This window comes from Glaciibacter superstes DSM 21135, from assembly GCF_000421145.1.
Classification (GTDB): domain Bacteria; phylum Actinomycetota; class Actinomycetes; order Actinomycetales; family Microbacteriaceae; genus Cryobacterium; species Cryobacterium superstes.
Genome location: NZ_ATWH01000001.1, coordinates 417,138 through 435,115, shown reverse-complemented (window position 1 = coordinate 435,115; position 17,978 = coordinate 417,138). Strand labels below are relative to the sequence as shown.

Here is a 17,978-nt window from a genome sequence, read left to right as displayed (position 1 = left end):
GCGGTACCGACCCGGCCGGCGTCCACGAGCCGGCCGACGACCTCGAACCCGTCGAGAGCTTCAACGTTTTCGTCATCGTTCATCCTGGTGAACGATGCTGCAGCCAGCGACTCCCGGATGAGATCCGCAGCGATCTGAAGCGCATCCTTCAACGGCAACGCAGCAGCACCGGTGGGAGCGGGGGCGGTCATCGTCATTGAGCCGGGTCACCTTCCTGTTGCCAGTCGAGCGGATTTCTTGGTATCCCCAAGGTAACAGAAAACGAACAGAAGTACTAGTATCTGTGCGAAATAATTCGAACTAGTATCGAATTTATATACTACTGTAGCGATCCAGGCCCCGCCACCTCGTCGGCACCCAGTGCCTCCAGCCATTTCATGAGCGGTTTCAGGGCGCGGAGGGCAACGAGGCCGTGGCCGGTGTTGGTGATCTCCTCGTACGTGACATCCACTCCCTGGCTTCGCTCATGCGCAACGAACGACGTGGTTGCCTGCGGGTCCACGAGCGTGTCTGTCTCCCCCTGGGCCACGAAAAGCGGCACATTCAGCGGCACGGCACCGGCTGTGTTGTCTGCCAGTAACGTCGCCCAGGGCTCCGTCGTGGCCGGGTCTGCGGTGAGGAAGCCACCGACCAGGGGCTTTCCGATCGCATGCAGCTCGTCGTTCTGGCCGAGCAGGCACAATTTCACCATCGACGGCAGCGCCGCGATCGCCGCTGGCGTCAGGATGGTGTCAAGCTCAGCGCCGGAGACAGAATCTCCATACACCTCCGCGTAGGCGTTGAACGCGTATGCCCCAATGCTCACGCCGGAGACGTCCCCGATATCGGCATCCAGGAGCTTGGCGAGATTGGTCGCCGGCGCAGCCACGGCGACGGCGCGAACGTCGAGGTCTGGCGCGTATGACGTCGCGATCTGCCCCGCGAACAATGCACCTTGCCCGCCCTGCGAATGTCCCCAGAGAACGACCCTGCTGCTCGCCTCCTCCTTGAGCAGACTGCGCGCGGCACGCGCGGCATCGAGCATGTTCCGTCCGGCGGTCTCACCTACAAGGTAGGAATTGGGACCAGCTGTTCCCATCCCGGTGTAATCGGTATAGGTGACCGCGTACCCTCGGTCGAGAAAATCGTTCAGGCCCTCCACGAGATCGAACGGGTCGAGGCCAGACGACGGGGAGCACTTTATTGCCGATCCCGTCGTCGGATGGCCCCACGACACGACCGTGCGACCGCCTTCCGGCGTAGAGGAAGTGGGAGCGACCACCAACCCGGTGTTCACCACGGGCTTCCCGAAGACATCGGTCGAGTGGAACATGATCCGCCACGCTTCCGCGCCGTCAGGGGTGCCGAGGATGCGCTCCGACCGAATCAGGTCACCAGGGCTTCCCTCGGGCAGAAGCTGCGGTTGCAGGTAGAACTTCGCGCTGCGCACTTCCTCTGTGATGTCGTCGCCCGCGCGCCTGATCTCGGTGGGCGTGCAAGCGGAGAGAAGCGCTGCGACCGTGAGCATGGTGAATGCGGCACGGAGGCGAGACATCCGCGCTGTCGTCATATCGGCTCCCAGTGGCGTGACGCCGGGCTCACGGAGCGCCGCCACAGGCGCTGATCGAGTCCGCTCACAAGTTGGGTGAGCGAGAACATTATCCACTACACGAGTGGGCTGCGCCACCCATGAGCCGGACTCTCGTCACTGAGGAACACGGCGTGGCTCCATGCCGATCGAGACAGCAAACTCACCGTGGCTGCCACGATCCCTTTAGCCAGCCGACGTCCCTCGCACCCGGTCGACGCTTTTGAGGCTCTCGAGTTGCGCGAGGTAGAGTGCGCGCCGCACGGTGCCACCCCCATTCGCGCGCGGGGCGCTCAGAGCCTCTTCGACATCTTGATGGACGTCGTCTCGTAATCCAGTGATTCATACAAGCGCCTCGCCGCGGCATTAAACCCGAACACGCTGAGACCAAGAGTGTGGGCATTCTGAGACCTGGCGAACTCTTCAGCCAGTTCCATCGCTTCTCTGCCCAGTCCTCTGCCTCTGGCGTCTTCGTTGACGACGATGTCCCAGAGCCACCACGCGTCGTGGTCATCAGCGGCGGATCTGCCGAGCCAGAGGTAGCCGACAATGGCCCCGGAAAGTTCACGAATATCAAAGACGTGATGACCCTGCGCCGGTTTTCCTCCCGGGAACGAATCGGCCATGCCACTGGCGGCAACCCGGTGGGCCTCCGCCGCAGGATGTCCGAGGGTGATGAGGTCGGAGGCGTATTCGTTGGCACTCCGCTGAATCCAGGCGGCAAACTGAGCCGTGGGGACGGGGTCGAGAAAGATGCGCACCAGCCGACCATAGCGCGGTCGAGAGCCAGGTCGAGGCGCGGAGTGAGCAGCACACGGGTTGTCTGAAACCCTTACGATCGAGACGGCACTCTCATCGAGGGCAGCTGAATTCGAGACCAAGGCTCCGGCGGAGCAGCTCACCATGACGAAGGAGTTCGTGAGGCGTGCGAATACTCGTGGTTGACGACGAGCGCGAGATGGCGGCGCTGCTCGCGCGTGGACTGCGGGCCGATGGTCACGACGTCACCGTGGCCTACGACGGGCAAACGGCACTGGATGCCGCGGCGCCGGTTGGCGAAGCGGGCGGCGGTGATCCGTTCCAGGTTGCGGTCGTCGACGTGATGCTGCCCGACATCTCAGGGTTCACCGTGTGCCGCGAACTGAAACAACGCCATCCGACGCTCGCCGTCATCCTGCTCACCGCACGAGACGCCGTCGGCGACCGGGTGCATGGCCTGGACGCCGGCGCGGACGACTACATGATCAAGCCGTTCGCTTTTGCGGAACTCGCTGCGCGCATCCGTGCCGTGCGACGCCGCGATGCACTCAGTGTGCCGCCCGCGATCAACGCCGGCCGGCTGAGCGTCGACCTGCTGCGCCATCGCGCGCGAGTGGATGGCAGGGACCTGCCGCTCAGCGCCACCGAATTCGATGTGCTTCGCGTTCTCGTTCTCCACACCGGCGAAGTAGTCGGCCGCCCGGCCATGCTCGCCGAGGTGTGGGAGACGTTCGAGAACATCGACCAGAACGTGCTCGATCAGTACATCAGCCGCCTCCGCCGCAAACTCGAGGTCGCCGACGCGGGAGTGCAGATCGTGACAGCGCGGGGGATCGGGTTCGCACTCACCGTGCCGGACCAGGCAACACCGTGAGCCCGCGCATCCCGAAGCCGCGCATCCCGACGCCGCCCGCCGTGAAGCCGCCCGCCCCGAGGCGCAAGCGTCATCACGGCATCCGCACCCGCATCGCCGGCGGAAGCCTGCTGATCGCCATGGTCGTGTCGCTGGCGGCGGGCCTCATCATCAACGGCCAACTCGAACGCATCGTTCGCGACGGCACGATCTCGGCCCTGCACAGCGACAGCTCACCCTACGTCTTCGCCCTTCAGACCAGGCCAAACGACGAACTCACGGGGCCGGGCCTGGCCACGCTCATAGCCGTCGTCGCACCAGACGGTTCGAGCCCGGTGTTCAGTCTGCCCACGTCACTCGCGTCGCGGATGACGCAGATCGCGGCCAACGAGTCGGTCGCGATCGTCGAGGCGAACGGATCGCACTACATCCTCGACTCAACGCCGGTGGATGTCGAAGGTGAGACGTGGCACGTTGTGGCCGGCCGCGACGTCGACGAGGAGACGACGGTGTTGGTGCAAATGCGGCTGCTCCTGGTTGGATCGTTCGCACTTCTCGTTCTTGTGCTCGGTGCCGGTGCCTGGCTCCTGACGACGGTGTCGCTCGCCCCGGTCACCCGCTTGCGAGTGAGCGCGCAGACGCTGAGCGAGACCTCGACCGACGAGCTGCTTCCGGTGAGCCGGGCCGACGATGAGATTGCTCAGCTCGCCGGAACCCTGAACGACCTCATCGAGCGCCTGCGGGCCTCTGCGGCCAGAGAACGCCAGATCGTCTCGGATGCGAGCCACGAGTTGCGCACACCGCTTGCCATCCTGCGCACGCAGCTGGAACTCGCGCGGGCAGAGGCGTCGTCGGTGGAGCAGTTGGTCGCCGACATCGAGGGGGCGGAACACAGCGCCGCCCGCTTGTCCAGCCTGGTCACCTCCCTTCTTGAGCTGTCTCAGATCGAAGCCGCGAATCTGCCGGGAAGCGCCACCGCTGCCGAACTCGATGCAGAGGCGGCAGAGGCGGTAGAGCGCGCCGGCTTCGGCGACGGCGTATCGGTCACCTACCGGAGCCGCATCGGCGCGATGTCAGGCGCCGCACACTTCCCGGTGCGGGCGGAGGATTTCGGCCGGGTGGTCGACAATATCACGAGCAATGCTCTGCAGGCGATGCGGTCTGCCGCGCCGGCATCCGTCGTTCCTGTCGTCGTCACGCTCGAGGTCGGAGAGGTGATGCTGCGGCTGAGCGTGAAAGACAGCGCAGGCGGTCTTGACCCCGACTTCGAGCCCCGAGCGCTCGAGCGCTTCAGCCGGGCGGCCGATACCAGGGCGAACGCCCACGGTGCAGGGCTAGGGCTGGCCATCGTGGCGGCCATCGTGAAGAACGCCGGCGGCGGGGTGGAGCTGCGGAACCGCCCAGGCGTGGGTCTCGAAGTGATCGTCACCTTCTCAGTCAGCGGAAGATGACATCAAGTCACGAACTTTCGATCGACCCTCAACGCAAGTCTGATTGACTAAGAGTGCGCCCGCGGAGGACGGTTCCGTCACGATGCGGGACAGGTTCGAACGCGCCAGATTCATTCGAACGCGCCAGATTCAAAGGAGAATTGTGACCACGTCCCAGCTGTCCGTTCAGCTCTACACCGTGCGCGAGGCCATGGAGGCCGACCCAGCCGGCACGCTTCGCCGCATTGCCGATATCGGCCTCACCCAGGTCGAGCCATACAAATTCACCGCGTTCGGTCCCGCGCTCGGCGAAGCGCTCAGTGCCGCCGGCCTCAGCGCACCGACGACACACCAGGGCTTCATCGGCACGGATGCCGCCGCCGTCTTCGGCGCTGCCGGCGAACTCGGCATCGGCACGGTGATCGATCCGTTCGTCGGCCCAGAGCGGTGGGTGAGCCGAGAGAGCGTTGCCGCGATTGCGACAGAACTGAACGCCGCGGCACGAGTGGCCGCGGACTACGGTGTGCAAGTGGGATATCACAACCACGCGCACGAGCTGCAGAGCGTCATCGACGGCACGCCAGCGCTCGAGATCTTCGCTGACCTGCTCGACCCTGCCGTGGTCCTCGAGATCGACACTTACTGGGTGGTCGTCGGCGGACTGGATCCGGTCGAACTGATCGGCCGGCTCGGTGACCGCGTGCGGGCGCTGCACATCAAAGACGGCCCTGGGACACAGGAGACCAAGGACCAGGTCGCTGTCGGCAGCGGTTCATTGCCGATTCGCGCGATCATCGAGTCTGCGCCGAACGCGCTGCGCGTGATCGAGCTCGACGACTCGCGCGCCGACCGTTTCGAGGCCGTCGCAGACAGCTTCCGCTATCTCACCGCAGAGGGACTCGCATGAGCGCGAGCACACGGTCCGGCCGCGTCGGCGTCGGAATCATCGGTGCGGGCGTGATCAGCACTCAATACCTGGACAACCTGACCATTTTTCCGGATCTCGATGTGCGCTTCATCGCCGACATCGACGAGTCGCGCGCGCACGCCCAAGCCGAGGCGTTCTCGCTCGCCGGGTCCGGTTCCGTTGCAGAACTCCTGGCGGATGACTCGATCGAGATCGTGGTCAATCTCACCATCCCCAAGGTGCATGTCGAGGTCGCGCTTCAGATCCTCGCCGCAGGGAAACACGTCTGGAGCGAGAAGCCGTTCGCGCTCGACCGCGAAAGCGGCCAACGACTGCTCGATGCCGCACACGCCGCCGGATTGCGAGTCGCGACGGCGCCGGACACCTTCCTCGGAGCCGGCATCCAGTCGGCCAGGCGCTTTCTGGAATCGGGCGGCATCGGTGCGCCGCTCACCGCGCTCACGCTGATGCAGAGTCCTGGTCCAGAGAAATGGCACCCGAACCCAGACTTCCTGTTCCAGGAGGGCGCTGGGCCGTTGTTCGATATCGGCCCGTACTACATCACGGCGCTGGTTCAGCTCTTCGGTCCCGTCGCACGCGTCACGGCCCTGGCGTCGAAGGCGAAGACCACACGAACCATCGGCTCTGGACCTCGCGCCGGGGAGGAGTTCGAGGTCACCGTGCCAACCCACGTGAGCGCCTTCTATGAGTTCGAAAGCGGGCAGAGCGCGCAGACCATCTTCAGTTTCGACTCGAAGCTCGCCCGCACCCAGTTCGAGGTTGCCGGTGTTGACGCGACCCTGGTGGTGCCGGATCCGAACACGTTCAGCGGCGACCTCGTGCTGCATCACGGCCCTGACGAGGTTGAGACCCTTCCGGCGGTCGGTGTTTCGACCACGCGGGGCACCGGCGTCGCCGAACTCGCACAGTCAATCCGTGCCGGCCGGCCAGAGCGGGCGTCGGGCGAGAACGCGTTCCACGTTCTGGACGTGATGGTCTCCACCATCGAGTCGGCCGAGCGGCATCAGCCGGTCGACGTCGCCAGCACAGTGGAGGTGGCACCGGCCTTGCCAGAGGACTGGGACCCGCGGGTGGCATCGCTTACCTCGTGACTTCGTGAGCTCGTGTGTTCGAAGTAGCGGGCGGGATGCCCTCCCGCGAGCGAAGGCACGATGCGAATGAGTCGTTTCAATAGCCCGATTTCGTGCGAGAATGAGCCAGCCTGTCAGGGCTAGCCAGCCTGTCAGGGCAGCCGGACCACTCGTTTCCGGCCGAAGGGAGTCGCGTGTCCGTCAGTGTCAAGGATGTGGCCGCCAGGGCCATGGTGTCGGTCGGAACCGTCTCGAATGTTCTGAACCGGCCCGACAAGGTCGCCCCAGACACCGTCACGCGGGTTCAAGCCGCGATCGTCGAACTCGGCTTCGTGCGCAATGATGCGGCCAGGCAATTGAGAGACGGCCGCAGCCGCAGTATCGGTCTCATCGTGCTCGACGTCGCGAACCCATTTTTCACCGACATCGCCCGTGGCGCGGAGGACCGCGCGGCCGAGGCGCACTTAACCGTGCTTCTCGGCAACAGCGACGAGAATACGGCTCGCGAAACCTCCTACCTCGACCTGTTCGAGGAGCAGCGCGTGCACGGGGTGCTCATCTCGCCGCTCGGCGATGTGCGCGCCAGGCTCGAGCGCCTTCGTCTGCGCGGTACACCCACCGTTCTGGTGGACAGGCAGACCGACGATAAATCGTTCTCTTCTGTGGCGGTCGACGACGTTGCCGGAGGAACGCTCGCCGTGAGCCATCTTGCTTCGATCGGGCGCCGGCGGATCGCCTTTGTCGGCGGGCCGGGCAGCATCCGTCAGGTGGCCGACCGGTTCATCGGCGCGCGCACAGCTGCCAAGGCGACCGCGGGGATGACGCTTGAGGTGATCTCGACCGACGCGCTGACCGTTCTCGAAGGACGCGCGGCCGGCCAGGCGATCATGGCGCGCGAACCTGCAGAGCGGCCAGACGCGATCTTCGCCGCGAACGACCTGCTCGCACTCGGGGTGTTGCAGGCGCTGAACATGGCGGGTGTCTCGCTGGTGCCGCAAGAGATCGCGCTGATCGGCTATGACGACATCGCGTTCGCATCTGCCGCTGTCGTGCCGCTCTCATCGGTGCGTCAGCCGAGCGAACTGATCGGGTCAACGGCGGTGGATCTGCTGCTGCGCGAGGTGGCCGGCGGCGACGAGTTCGCGCACGAGCAGATCGTGTTTCAGCCCGAGCTCGTTGTGCGCGATTCGACCGCCGGGTAAGTCAGCCGCCCGATGCGGATCATTGACAGCCACCTGCACGTGTGGGACACCGACCGGCTTCACTACGACTGGCTGGGCGCAACCCCGGAACTCAAACGGCCATTCGGTTTCCGTGAGTTGGCGGTCGATCTGGCCGGCAGCATCCGTCAGCCAGACGGGTACGTGTTCGTGCAGGCCGATTGCCGGCCAGGTGAGTCGCTCGCCGAAGTTGACTGGGTCTCATCGCTCGCGGCCGACCATCCGGTGGCCGGCATCGTCGCTGCGGCTCCGCTGGAAGACGGGGATGCCGTGGCCGCGCGCCTCGACCTGCTGCTCGAGCGCCCGCTGGTCGTCGGCGTTCGACGGCTCCTTCAATCGGAGCCTTCCGGCTTCGCGCTCACCAGTGCGTTTCTCGCTGGCGCCGGCCACCTGGCTGCACAAAATCTCACGTTCGACGCGTGCGTGAGCGCTGGCCAGCTCTCTGACGTCACGGCGCTGGCAGACGCGGTGCCCGGCCTCAGGATCGTGCTCGACCACCTCGGCAAGCCGGCGGTTGCCGGTTCAGGAACCGATCGCGACGCTCGCGACACCTGGCACCGGAACCTGGCGGCGCTCGCCGAACGGCCGAACGTCAGCTGCAAGCTGTCCGGCCTCCCGCCGCAGACCGGAAGCGCCGACTGGACACCGGAACTGATCACCCCGTATCTGGATGCCGCGCTGGAACTCTTCGGAGCAGAACGCTGCATGTTCGGCAGCGACTGGCCGGCTTCTTCGCTCCAGACCACCTACCCGCGGTGGCTCGACTTCGTTGTGGATTGGACCGAACAACTGGCGAACGACGAGAGGAACCAGATCCTGTCTGCGACCGCCGCCTCGTTCTATCGATTGGGCTAGCGCCTATCGGTTGGTCTGGCGCCTATCGGTTGGCCTAGCGCGCGGGTCGCGGCGCCTGGGTCGTGGTGGTACGGATGCGGTAGAGGCTGGTCGTCGCCGTCACGTAGAGGTCGCGGCCGTCTTCGCCCCCGAAGCAGAGGTTCGCGACCTTCTCCGGCACCGGGATGCGCTCCAGCACCTCGCCCTGCACAGAGAGCACCTGAACGGAGTCTTCGCTCGAGGTCCAGATGCGTCCATCCACGTCCACCCGGAATCCGTCTGGGCAGCCCGGCCTGACCTCGGAGAAGACGCGCCCGTTCGACGTGGTCGCCGAGGCGACATCCACGTCGTACGCCCTGATGTGGCATTGCCCGTTCGGAACGTCTCCTGACGAGGTGTCTGACACATAGAGGATCGTCTCGTCCGGGGAGAACGCGAGTCCGTTCGGGTAGATCATGTCGGTGATCACCGGTGTGAGAACATCCGTCGCAGGGTCGAAGCAGAACACCCAGCATCCGCCGTACTCCTGCTCGCCCTGGTGGCCCTCGACGTCAGACAGGATCCCGTATGGCGGATCGGTGAACCAGATGGTGCCGTTCGAGGCCACGACGATGTCGTTCGGCGAGTTGAAGCGGTGGCCCTCCCAGCGATCGACGAGAGTCTCCACAACCCCGTCGACCTCGCGCTCAATCGACCGGCGGCCGTGGCAACACTGCACCACGCTGCCGCCCCGATCGAGGGTGCGGCCGTTCGTGTACTCAACAGCGCTTCGGTGAACCCGGGTTTCGCCGCTCACGCTGTTGTACTCCATGATGCGGTCGCGTGGGATGTCGCTCCAGCGAACGCTCTGGGTCTCCGGCAACCAGACCGGACCCTCCGCCCAGGTCGTGCCGGTGAAGAGCTTCTCCAGTTTCGCCCCGTGGGCAAGCAGCGAGTCCATCGCACCAGCATGGCAGAGGCGGCGTTGGGGTGTCAGCGGTAGCCGGTCGCATCCGCCGGCAAGCCCGGGTCCTGCACTTCCACCAGATACCGCCAGCAGTCGGGCTGGGATCCGTCGACGTCGGTGAAGCCGTATTCTTTGGCCAACTCGCCAGAGGAGTACGATCCACCGTTGCGACTGCGTAAATGCGGATCCATCGCCAGGGCAGCGACCGCACGACCGACAAAACGGGGCGACTCCGAGATTGCGGCGAAGTGCCCATCGGCCGCGTCGGCGTCGCGCCAGTTCTCCTCAGTCACCCCGAAATGCTCCAGCATCATCTCCGAACGCAGCCAGCCCGGCGTCAGCGCGACGGCCGTGCACCCATATGCGTCGAGCTCATGGCCCTGGCTGAACGCCAGACGAAGAACGGATGCCTTCGCCAGGTCGTAGAACGCGTTCAGTCTGTAGTGCTCCGCGTTGTACTCGCGGGTGCCATCGGTCATCTCGACCACCAGGCCGCCTGGGCTGCGGGTCAGTATCGGCAGGGCGAAGTGACTGGTGATCAGGTGCGTGTCGACGGCGAGCCGCAGCATCCGCAGTCCTCCATCGAGATTGTGTTCCCACACTGGGGTGTCCCACTCGATGAGATTCTCGCCGCCCCACACGTCGTTCACCAGCACGTCCAGTCGCCCGGTCTCCTCATCGATCCGCTGAATCAGCGCCGCCACCTGGTCGGCCTGCAGATGGTCGACGACCACCGGGATGCCCCGGCCACTGGCCGCGGTCACGAGTTCGGCCGTCTCCTCGACGGTCTCTGGCCTGTCGTATTCTGAGCGCCGCGCACGGCTTGAGCGTCCGGTGCAGTACACCGTGGCTCCCGCCTCGCCGAGAGCCACCGCGATACCACGACCGGCCCCGCGTGTCGCCCCGGCGACCAGCGCGATCTTGCCTTCCAGCGAATTGTTCATGCCACAGAGGTTACGCGCGGGGTGTGACATCGCAGCCGAAAGCACACCGAAACCCGGCGGCATCCGTTCGCCGTCTGCAGCGCCCTTCGCGAGTATGGTCGAAACATGAGTACGAGGTCAGAGCTGAATGTGCCGCAAACCGTCGGCGAGGACCACAGTTTCTTCGGGCAGCCCCGCTCGCTGGCGAACCTCTTCGGCGTCGAGATGTGGGAGCGCTTCTCCTTCTACGGCATGCAGGGCATTCTGCTCATCTACCTCTACTACTCTGCCGCAGAGGGCGGCCTCGGCATCGAACAGGCGACCGCGGCTGGCATCGTCGGAGCGTACGGCGGCAGCGTCTACCTCTCCACCATCCTCGGCGCCTGGGTCGCCGACCGGCTGCTCGGCTCAGAACGAGTGCTGTTCTACAGCGCCATCGTCATCATGCTCGGCCACATCGCCCTGGCTCTCATCCCCGGCATCCCCGGAGTCGCCGTCGGCCTCATCCTCGTCGCAGTCGGAAGCGGCGGGCTCAAAGCCAACGCCACCTCCATCGTCGGCACCCTTTACACACCAGAAGATCCCCGGCGCGACGCGGGCTTCTCCCTGTTCTACCTCGGCATCAACCTCGGCGCCTTCTTCGGCCCGATCCTCACCGGCTGGCTACAGACCAGCCTCGGCTTCCACTACGGGTTCGGCTTGGCGGCTGTCGGCATGGCCGCCGGCCTGATCCAGTATTCACTCGGCCGCAAACGGCTTCCGGATGTCGCCAGGCAGGTTCCGGATCCGCTGCCACGAAGCCGCTGGCTGGGTATGGGCCTCATCGCGCTGGCCGGCATCGTTGTCATCGTCGTGCTCGTGCTGGTCGGCCTCATCACGGCCGACAACCTGGTCAATATTGTGATCGGGGTCACCATCGTGGCCACGATCGTCTACTTCGTCGTGATCCTCTCGAACCGCCACGTCACCGGCGTGGAACGGAAACGCGTCTACGCGTTCATCCCCCTGTTCATTGCGAGTGCCGCATTCTGGTCGCTCTACCAGCAGCAGTTCACGGTGGTCACCATCTACTCGGATGAACGCCTGAACCGCGACCTGTTCGGCTGGGAGATGCCGGTCTCCTGGGTGCAGTCGATCAACCCGATCTTCATCATCGTCCTGTCTGGTGTGTTCGCCGCCATCTGGACCAAATGGGGCACCAAGCAGCCGTCGACCCCGATCAAGTTCGCCCTCGGCACCGCGGTGATGGGCTCGGCGTTCCTGCTCTTCCTTCCGTTTGCAGGCGGCCCGGCGAATTCGACGCCGATCCTGGCGATGGTCGGCATCCTGTTCGTCTTCACGGTTGCCGAACTGCTGCTCTCGCCGGTCGGCCTCTCGATCGCGACCAAACTCGCCCCGTCCGTGTTCAAGACGCAGATGATCGCGCTGTTCTTCCTGTCGATCGCGCTCGGCAGCGCCGTGTCCGGCGTTCTGGCCGAATGGTACGTGACCGTGCCGGAGACCCTGTACTTCGGCGTGCTGGGCGGCATCGCCATCGTGCTCGGCATCATGCTCGCTCTGATCGCCAAGCCGGTGCTGCGCCTGATGGGTGGCGTGCGCTAGCCCGGAGAGCAGGCGCAAGGGTGCGGTTCACGTCGCTCGAGCAGTCCTACGGTTGAGCGACGCCTGCGTTCCGCGCGGAGAAGACCGCGTAGGCCTCGGCCATCTGACCATCGATCTCGAGAAGCAACTCACGCATGGCGTTCTCTGCAGCGACGGGGTTCCCGGTCATGATCGCCTCTGCGGCGCGGGTGTGAGCACGCTGGGGCGGCGAGGTCTGGTTCTCTGGAAGCACGTCATGCACGACGCGACCGGTGACCGTGAGTACTTCGGTGACCATGGGCGCGAGGGCCGCGAACATTTCATTGCCGGAGGCCTCGAGGAGTCGGCTGTGGAATGCAATGTCATGCTCCTGCAGACGCTCGAGGTCGAGCTGGAGGCCAGCGTCCTCAAGCTGAGTCGCGTGGTAGAGCAGTTCGGCACGCTGCGTGGCTGTCCCTTTGAGGGCGGCATTGCGGGCAGCGATAGGCTCGATCGAGAGTCTTAGTTCAGTCAGGGAATGCATCTGCCGGTCGGGGGACGCGCTTGCGAGTCTCCAGCGAATGACGCGAGGGTCGAACACGTTCCACTCGGACTCCGGCCGTACCGTAACGCCGATTTTGCGCCGCATGCTGATGAGCCGCATCGACTCGAGCACCTTGAGTGCCTCACGCAGCACTGTGCGTGAGACGTCGAATTCCGTTTCCCAATCGTCTGTGCGCAGCACCTGACCGGTCTTGTACTCACCGTCGATGATGCGATTGCCGATGCTCTCGAGGATTCCCGACTGCAAAGTCTGTCGTGACATGAATGTGCGCTCTCCGGTTGCTCGCAAGCGTGATTAGTATTATTTGTCATACGGGTGGCCGAGTGTCCACAGGATAGCACTGACAGGGAGGCGCGAACCATGACCATTCGACTGGGGATTGTCGGTGTTGGCAAAGTCGCGACGGGAAACTATCTCCCGCATTTGTCGAACATCGATGACGTGGAACTCGCGTACGTCTCGAGATCACGAACTGCGGTGAACGCCGCGGTGGAGGCATTCGGCGGCACTGCTATGGCGACCGCGAACGAACTCGCCGAGTGGAAGCCAGACGCGGTATTTGTGCTCACGGCAGACCACGCTCATCGGGCAACGGTCGCGGAACTTGTAGATCTCGGTGTGCCGCGGATATTCGTGGAGAAGCCCCTCGTGGCCGACAACGGCCAGGCCGCCGTCTCAGAGGCAGACTTCCACGCGGCGTGCGAACTCGTCGGCCGAGCACGGGCACGCGGCATCCAGCTCGCAATGAACTTCAACTATCGCTCTTTCGCGAGTGTGCGGCTCGCGAACTCCATCGCCACAGACAGGGAATTCGGGAAGGTCTTGAGCGTGGCAGCAACGAGTCATTTCGCCTGTTGGTCCCACGTCATTGACCTGACAGGCCAGCTCGTCGGCACGGTCTCGCAGGTAACTGCCCTGTCGAGCGCGGGGGAGCGAGGGGGAGCAGGGCTCGTGGCTCCCGACCTTGCAGTGGCGTTCCGCACGGCTGACGATGCGGTGGGCACGCTCATCGGAACGGCGGGCGTTGCGTGGCAGCATCCACTTTTCGACGTCTCGATCATCTACGAACGCGGCAGAATCAGACTGTCGGACCTGGACGGCACCGTGGTCGTGCATGACGCGGCGGCAAATCGAACGGAGTCATCAGCTCCGTCTCATGACACGTCTCGTTGGGACGCATATGCTGCGTCATTCGCCACGGCGATCGACGCCTACCTCTCGTCGCTGAGGGCAGAGGTCGATCCCCCCGTACCCGTGCGAGACGGACTCGTCCAGCTCCAGTTCGAGGCCGCAGTGAGACGCTCGCTCGCCGAGGGCCGCACTATCACGCTGGCTCGAGATCTTCCTCTCGATTGACGAGGCCGTTTGCGTCTTTTAGAATATTACGTAATACTTTATGAAGACGGCGCGGATAGCGCGTCGTCATGGTGAAAGGGCCCATACAACGGTGTTCAAGGAAAAGATTCTCGGCTGCTGGCTGGGCAAGGCAGTAGGCGGAACGCTTGGCCAGACCTTCGAAGGCCTTGAGGGGCCGCTCACCGCCGACTATTACTTTCCGGTGCCGACCGAGATGGTCCCCAACGACGACCTCGACCTTCAGGTTCTCTTCGCATGCGTCATCGACAAGCTCGACAGGCCCGTTGTTGATAGGCACGTGCTCGCCCAGTCCTGGGCAGATCACGTCGAGTTCCCGTGGAACGAATACGGTGTCGGCATGCGCAACCTTGCCGAAGGAATTGCGCCGCCATACACGGGCTCCTTTGACAACTGGTACTCCTGCGGTGAAGGCGCTGCCATCCGCAGCGAGCTGTGGGCATGTCTTGCTCCCGGCAACCCCGACCTGGCAGCCGCCTATGCCTATGAGGATGCCTGCTTCGACCACGACGGCGACGGAATCCTCGCGGAGGTCTTTCTCGCCCGGGCGCAGTCCATCGCCTTCGAGGAGAGCGACCCGGACACGATAATCGACGGTGCGCTCCTGGGCATTCCGAGCGACAGCGGTATTTTTACCGCAGTGCAGGACACCCGCGCCTGGATAGCGGAGGGTCACGACTGGGTCACCGTGCGTGCGCTCATCATGGAGCGCTACGGACGGTCGGACTTCACCGACGTGCGCTTCAACACGGCCTTCATAATCCTCGCTTGGCTTGCGGGCTCGACATTCTCGGAGCGAATCCTGATCTGCAACAATTGCGGCCAGGACACGGACAGCTCCACCGCATCGCTCGGTGCCCTGCTCGCGATCATCGATCCCACGGTCATCGAAGAGAAGTGGCTCGTGCCGATTGGGCGGGACCTCGTCCTCAATAAGGAGATCACGGGTATCACGCCCCCTCCGACGATCGATGCGTTCACCGATCTAGTCATCGACCTCGGTAAACGACTCGAGGGCCGCTACCCGGCGGCGGCGGAGAAGCAGTTCGATCAGACTGAATACGCCGTGCCGGTCGAGATCGCCTACATCAACACCGAACACGGCAAGTGGTCCGTCCGCGACGTCACCGAGCTGCCGCCTGTGGGGTCGGAACCGCCGCTTGAACACGCGGTCTTCCGAGACGCTACGCTCCCCGGCACGTGGGTGAAGTTCCCGCGCGCAGACTTCGAAGACACGATCCTCCTGCTTCGTTTCCACTTTGATGCCCGTGGCCGTGAGAAGGCACGTCTCATGTTCAACTCCAGCGAGCACTTCCGGATGTGGCTCGACGGCAAGTACTTCCACGGCGCACAAGGGAGCCAGTACATGTTCCCGGCGCCCGACAAGGCCCCCCTCGGCCAGTTCGTCGATTTCGAGCCGACGCCGGGTGTGCACGAGTTGCTGGTGGCCGTCAAGAGGCCGCCCGCAGAACGTAGTGAAGCCGAATGGATTCTTGCGTTGGTCGAACAGCCCAGCGCGATGTGGATCGAACACGCATTCCGGCCGCAGCGCGGCTGACCCGACCGTGCCGGTTCCGGCATGAATTCCCTGTCACAACGAGGTATAGGAGGAACTGATGAATCTGCTTTCACGAAAAGGAACACGTACGACGACACTCATTGCAGCTGTCGCTGCCGTTGCGCTGACGCTCGGCGCATGCAGCGGCGGAGCGCCGGAAGCGGAGGACGGCCCCGTCACCCTCGAGGTCTGGGGTTGGAACCCAGACGAAGCGAGCGCGCCAGGCTATTTCGACGAGTTCGAGGCCGAGAACCCCGACATCAATGTCAACTACCGCTTCATCCAGTATTCCGATTATGTCAACGCGACCCGGCTTGCTGCGACGACAAAAGATGGTCCGGACGTATTCGGACTTCAGGCCGGAGTCACGCCCACGCAATTCGCACCGCTCGCGGAAGACCTCGCGCCCTACATGGAGAAAGCCCTTGGTGGGAACTGGAAGGACCAGATCCAGGCAACAGACCAGTTCGATGTCGACGGCAAACAGGTTGCCATCCCGTGGTTTATGGTGACGACAGGCTTCATGTGGGCGAATCAGACAGTCGTCGATGAGCTGGGACTTGAGGTGCCGACTACGCTCGACGAACTCATTACCTTCAACGAGGCGGCTCGCGCTGCGGGTAAGCAGGGTCTCGTCGCTGGCGCGAAAGATGGCTGGCAGAACCTCGACATGTTCCAGATAATCGCCAACCAGATCGAGCCCGGCCTGTTCTACGAGGCGATCAATGGCGAAAGCGACTTCAACGCGACCGAGATGGTCGAGGCCTTCGAGGTGTGGAAGGAGTTGTTCGACTCCGGAGCGGTGCAGGAGGGCGCGCTCGGTGCCACGGCATACCCGGACGCGAACGATGCGCGCCTGAAGGGTGAGGCGGCGCTCATCGTCTTCGGCTCGTCTCAATACCGTGACTCGACCAACGCGCGCATGGAGCAATATGCCGAGGTCTACGGTGATGCGGCAATCGCCGACACCACCTTCATGCCGTACGATTTCCCGCTCGTCGTTGATGGCGGCGAGGTCGGCAGCTTGTCCGGTGGCCCCGATGTCGGCTGGGCAGTGTCTGCCCAGAGTTCGAAGAAAGACGCCGCGGCTACCCTCGTGCAGTGGCTCGTGACGTCGGAGACAGGAACGGGCTTACTCGGCGCTGCGTTGCGCCCGCCGGCATTCCTCGGCTCTGATATCGACCTCTCCGACGTGAAGACGCCGGAGCAGGTCACGGCGATCGAGGGCTTCCTCGAGCGTGGAGAATCCATCGTTGGTCCTCGCGAACTCACGAACGCCAGCGTGAAGGAAGCACTCATCCAGGCGCTCTCTTCCGTGGCCGCCGGTCTCTCTACCCCCAAAGAGGCTGTGGCGACCGTCCAAGCAGCGATCGACGCCGCCTAGCGTGAGGGTGTGGTGGGGCCGCCGCGTGGCTCCACCACACCGAACTGATCGGCGACACGAATGGTCGCTTCACTACCCGAAAGGACCGAGCATGGCACTGCGCGAAGCCTCGGCGCCGCGAGTCGCGAATCGCGGGAAGTTGTTCCGCGGCCAACGCACTGCGTACCTTTACGTGCTTCCCGCGCTAATTCTCGTTGTCGGCATCATCTATGCGGGCATTGGCTACAACGGCTACATTAGTACGACGAACTGGAACGGCATCGGCCCAGACCAGAGCTTCATTGGGTTCGACAATTACGTGCGGGTCTTTGGCGATCCCGTGTTCTGGACGGCCGTGCGTAATATCGCTGTGTTCGCGGCGATCACAATTGTGGTTCAGATGGCGATCGGACTCACGATGGCGCTGCTCTTGAGCGGGAACATCAAGCTTGGCAACGTCTACAAAGTTGTCATGTTCCTGCCGGTAGTCATCGCTCCCGCCGCGACGTCAGTCGCCTTCCGCCAGCTACTCACGCCCGACGGCCAGGTCAACGAGACGTTGCGGTTCTTCGGACTTGACGTGCTGACCCACGCGTGGACGTCCGACCCGCAGGTCGCGCTCCTCGCGCTCGCCGCGATCAATGTCTGGTCATGGACTGGATTCAGTTTCATCCTGTATCAGGCGGCGCTCTCACAGATCGATGGCGACCTCATCGAGGCCGCCCAGCTGGACGGCGCTTCTTTGTGGCGCACCGTGCGCAGCATCATCATCCCGCAGCTTTCAGGCACGCACGCCACACTCGTTCTGATCGGCATTATAGGCTCGCTCAAGACCTTCGACATTGTCTACCTGACGACGGGCGGCGGACCGGGGGGCAGCACGGAGTTCCTGACCACCTACATCTACAAGCAAGCGATCAACTTCTTTGACGCAGGCTACGCGGCAGCGCTGTCTGTGGTGTTGCTCGTGCTCTCGGTCTCGCTCACGCTCGCGCAGATGCGCGCCACCAAGTATGGGAAGGACTGAC

Annotated in this window: 17 protein-coding genes; 11 read left to right on the top strand and 6 right to left on the bottom strand. The window is 64.1% G+C overall.

The annotated features are described in order from the left end of the window. From K323_RS0102135 to K323_RS0102125, 3 genes are all read right to left on the bottom strand, one after another. Positions 1 to 197: hypothetical protein (locus tag K323_RS0102135; protein WP_026851122.1), on the bottom strand; the 197-nt coding region annotated here is incomplete at its 3' end. Between the two features lie 122 nt (positions 198 to 319). Beyond that, positions 320 to 1,534: an alpha/beta fold hydrolase gene (locus tag K323_RS0102130; RefSeq protein ID WP_022883642.1), complete on the bottom strand. Its 1,215-nt coding sequence runs from the start codon at positions 1,532 to 1,534 to the stop codon at positions 320 to 322. Positions 1,535 to 1,860: 326 nt separating this feature from the next. Continuing rightward, positions 1,861 to 2,328, bottom strand: coding sequence for a GNAT family N-acetyltransferase (locus K323_RS0102125; protein WP_022883641.1), 468 nt, complete (start codon positions 2,326 to 2,328; stop codon positions 1,861 to 1,863). A 164-nt stretch (positions 2,329 to 2,492) separates the two neighbouring features. Here K323_RS0102125 and K323_RS23795 point away from each other — a divergent pair, with 164 nt between their 5' ends. The 6 genes from K323_RS23795 to K323_RS23785 all read left to right on the top strand — a co-directional run bounded on the left by K323_RS23795 (position 2,493) and on the right by K323_RS23785 (position 8,682). After that, positions 2,493 to 3,200 (top strand): response regulator transcription factor, encoded by a 708-nt coding sequence (locus tag K323_RS23795; protein WP_022883640.1) that lies wholly within the window; start codon positions 2,493 to 2,495, stop codon positions 3,198 to 3,200. Continuing rightward, on the top strand, positions 3,197 to 4,630 hold the full coding sequence (locus tag K323_RS23790; RefSeq protein ID WP_022883639.1) for a sensor histidine kinase: 1,434 nt from the start codon (positions 3,197 to 3,199) through the stop codon (positions 4,628 to 4,630). The genes K323_RS23795 and K323_RS23790 overlap by 4 nt, the downstream gene beginning before the upstream one ends. A 190-nt stretch (positions 4,631 to 4,820) precedes the next feature. Next, entirely contained in the window at positions 4,821 to 5,516 is a 696-nt protein-coding gene (locus K323_RS0102110) for a sugar phosphate isomerase/epimerase family protein (protein ID WP_051147167.1), read from the top strand. Then, positions 5,513 to 6,628, top strand: a complete 1,116-nt coding sequence (locus K323_RS0102105) for a Gfo/Idh/MocA family protein (protein WP_022883637.1) — start codon at positions 5,513 to 5,515, stop codon at positions 6,626 to 6,628. The genes K323_RS0102110 and K323_RS0102105 overlap by 4 nt, the downstream gene beginning before the upstream one ends. 173 nt (positions 6,629 to 6,801) lie before the next feature. Continuing rightward, a complete protein-coding gene (locus K323_RS0102100; protein WP_022883636.1) occupies positions 6,802 to 7,809 on the top strand; it encodes a LacI family DNA-binding transcriptional regulator in 1,008 nt (335 codons plus the stop codon). Positions 7,810 to 7,821: 12 nt separating this feature from the next. Further along, positions 7,822 to 8,682 carry an amidohydrolase family protein gene (locus K323_RS23785; RefSeq protein WP_022883635.1) on the top strand — a complete coding sequence of 287 codons (861 nt, stop codon included), beginning with the start codon at positions 7,822 to 7,824 and terminating at the stop codon, positions 8,680 to 8,682. Positions 8,683 to 8,716: 34 nt separating this feature from the next. On the opposite strand, the gene K323_RS0102090 is transcribed toward K323_RS23785, so the two are convergent. Together K323_RS0102090 and K323_RS0102085 are read right to left on the bottom strand one after the other, a co-directional pair. After that, positions 8,717 to 9,601, bottom strand: a complete 885-nt coding sequence (locus K323_RS0102090; protein ID WP_022883634.1) for an SMP-30/gluconolactonase/LRE family protein — start codon at positions 9,599 to 9,601, stop codon at positions 8,717 to 8,719. 32 nt (positions 9,602 to 9,633) lie between these two features. Then, complete coding sequence (locus K323_RS0102085) at positions 9,634 to 10,551, bottom strand: SDR family oxidoreductase (RefSeq protein ID WP_026851119.1); 918 nt, start codon at positions 10,549 to 10,551, stop codon at positions 9,634 to 9,636. 105 nt (positions 10,552 to 10,656) lie between these two features. On the opposite strand from K323_RS0102085, the gene K323_RS0102080 reads away from it, so the two are divergent. Further along, a complete protein-coding gene (locus tag K323_RS0102080; protein ID WP_022883632.1) occupies positions 10,657 to 12,132 on the top strand; it encodes a peptide MFS transporter in 1,476 nt (491 codons plus the stop codon). Between the two features lie 46 nt (positions 12,133 to 12,178). On the opposite strand, the gene K323_RS23780 is transcribed toward K323_RS0102080, so the two are convergent. After that, complete coding sequence (locus K323_RS23780; RefSeq protein WP_022883631.1) at positions 12,179 to 12,916, bottom strand: FadR/GntR family transcriptional regulator; 738 nt, start codon at positions 12,914 to 12,916, stop codon at positions 12,179 to 12,181. A 99-nt stretch (positions 12,917 to 13,015) separates the two neighbouring features. On the opposite strand from K323_RS23780, the gene K323_RS0102070 reads away from it, so the two are divergent. From K323_RS0102070 to K323_RS0102055, 4 genes are all read left to right on the top strand, one after another. Beyond that, positions 13,016 to 14,011, top strand: coding sequence for a Gfo/Idh/MocA family protein (locus K323_RS0102070; protein ID WP_022883630.1), 996 nt, complete (start codon positions 13,016 to 13,018; stop codon positions 14,009 to 14,011). 91 nt (positions 14,012 to 14,102) lie between these two features. Beyond that, positions 14,103 to 15,587: an ADP-ribosylglycohydrolase family protein gene (locus tag K323_RS0102065; protein WP_022883629.1), complete on the top strand. Its 1,485-nt coding sequence runs from the start codon at positions 14,103 to 14,105 to the stop codon at positions 15,585 to 15,587. A gap of 58 nt (positions 15,588 to 15,645) precedes the next feature. Beyond that, a complete protein-coding gene (locus K323_RS0102060; RefSeq protein ID WP_022883628.1) occupies positions 15,646 to 16,971 on the top strand; it encodes an ABC transporter substrate-binding protein in 1,326 nt (441 codons plus the stop codon). Between the two features lie 91 nt (positions 16,972 to 17,062). Next, positions 17,063 to 17,977, top strand: coding sequence for a carbohydrate ABC transporter permease (locus K323_RS0102055; RefSeq protein ID WP_051147151.1), 915 nt, complete (start codon positions 17,063 to 17,065; stop codon positions 17,975 to 17,977). The last annotated feature ends 1 nt before the right edge of the window (position 17,978 follow it).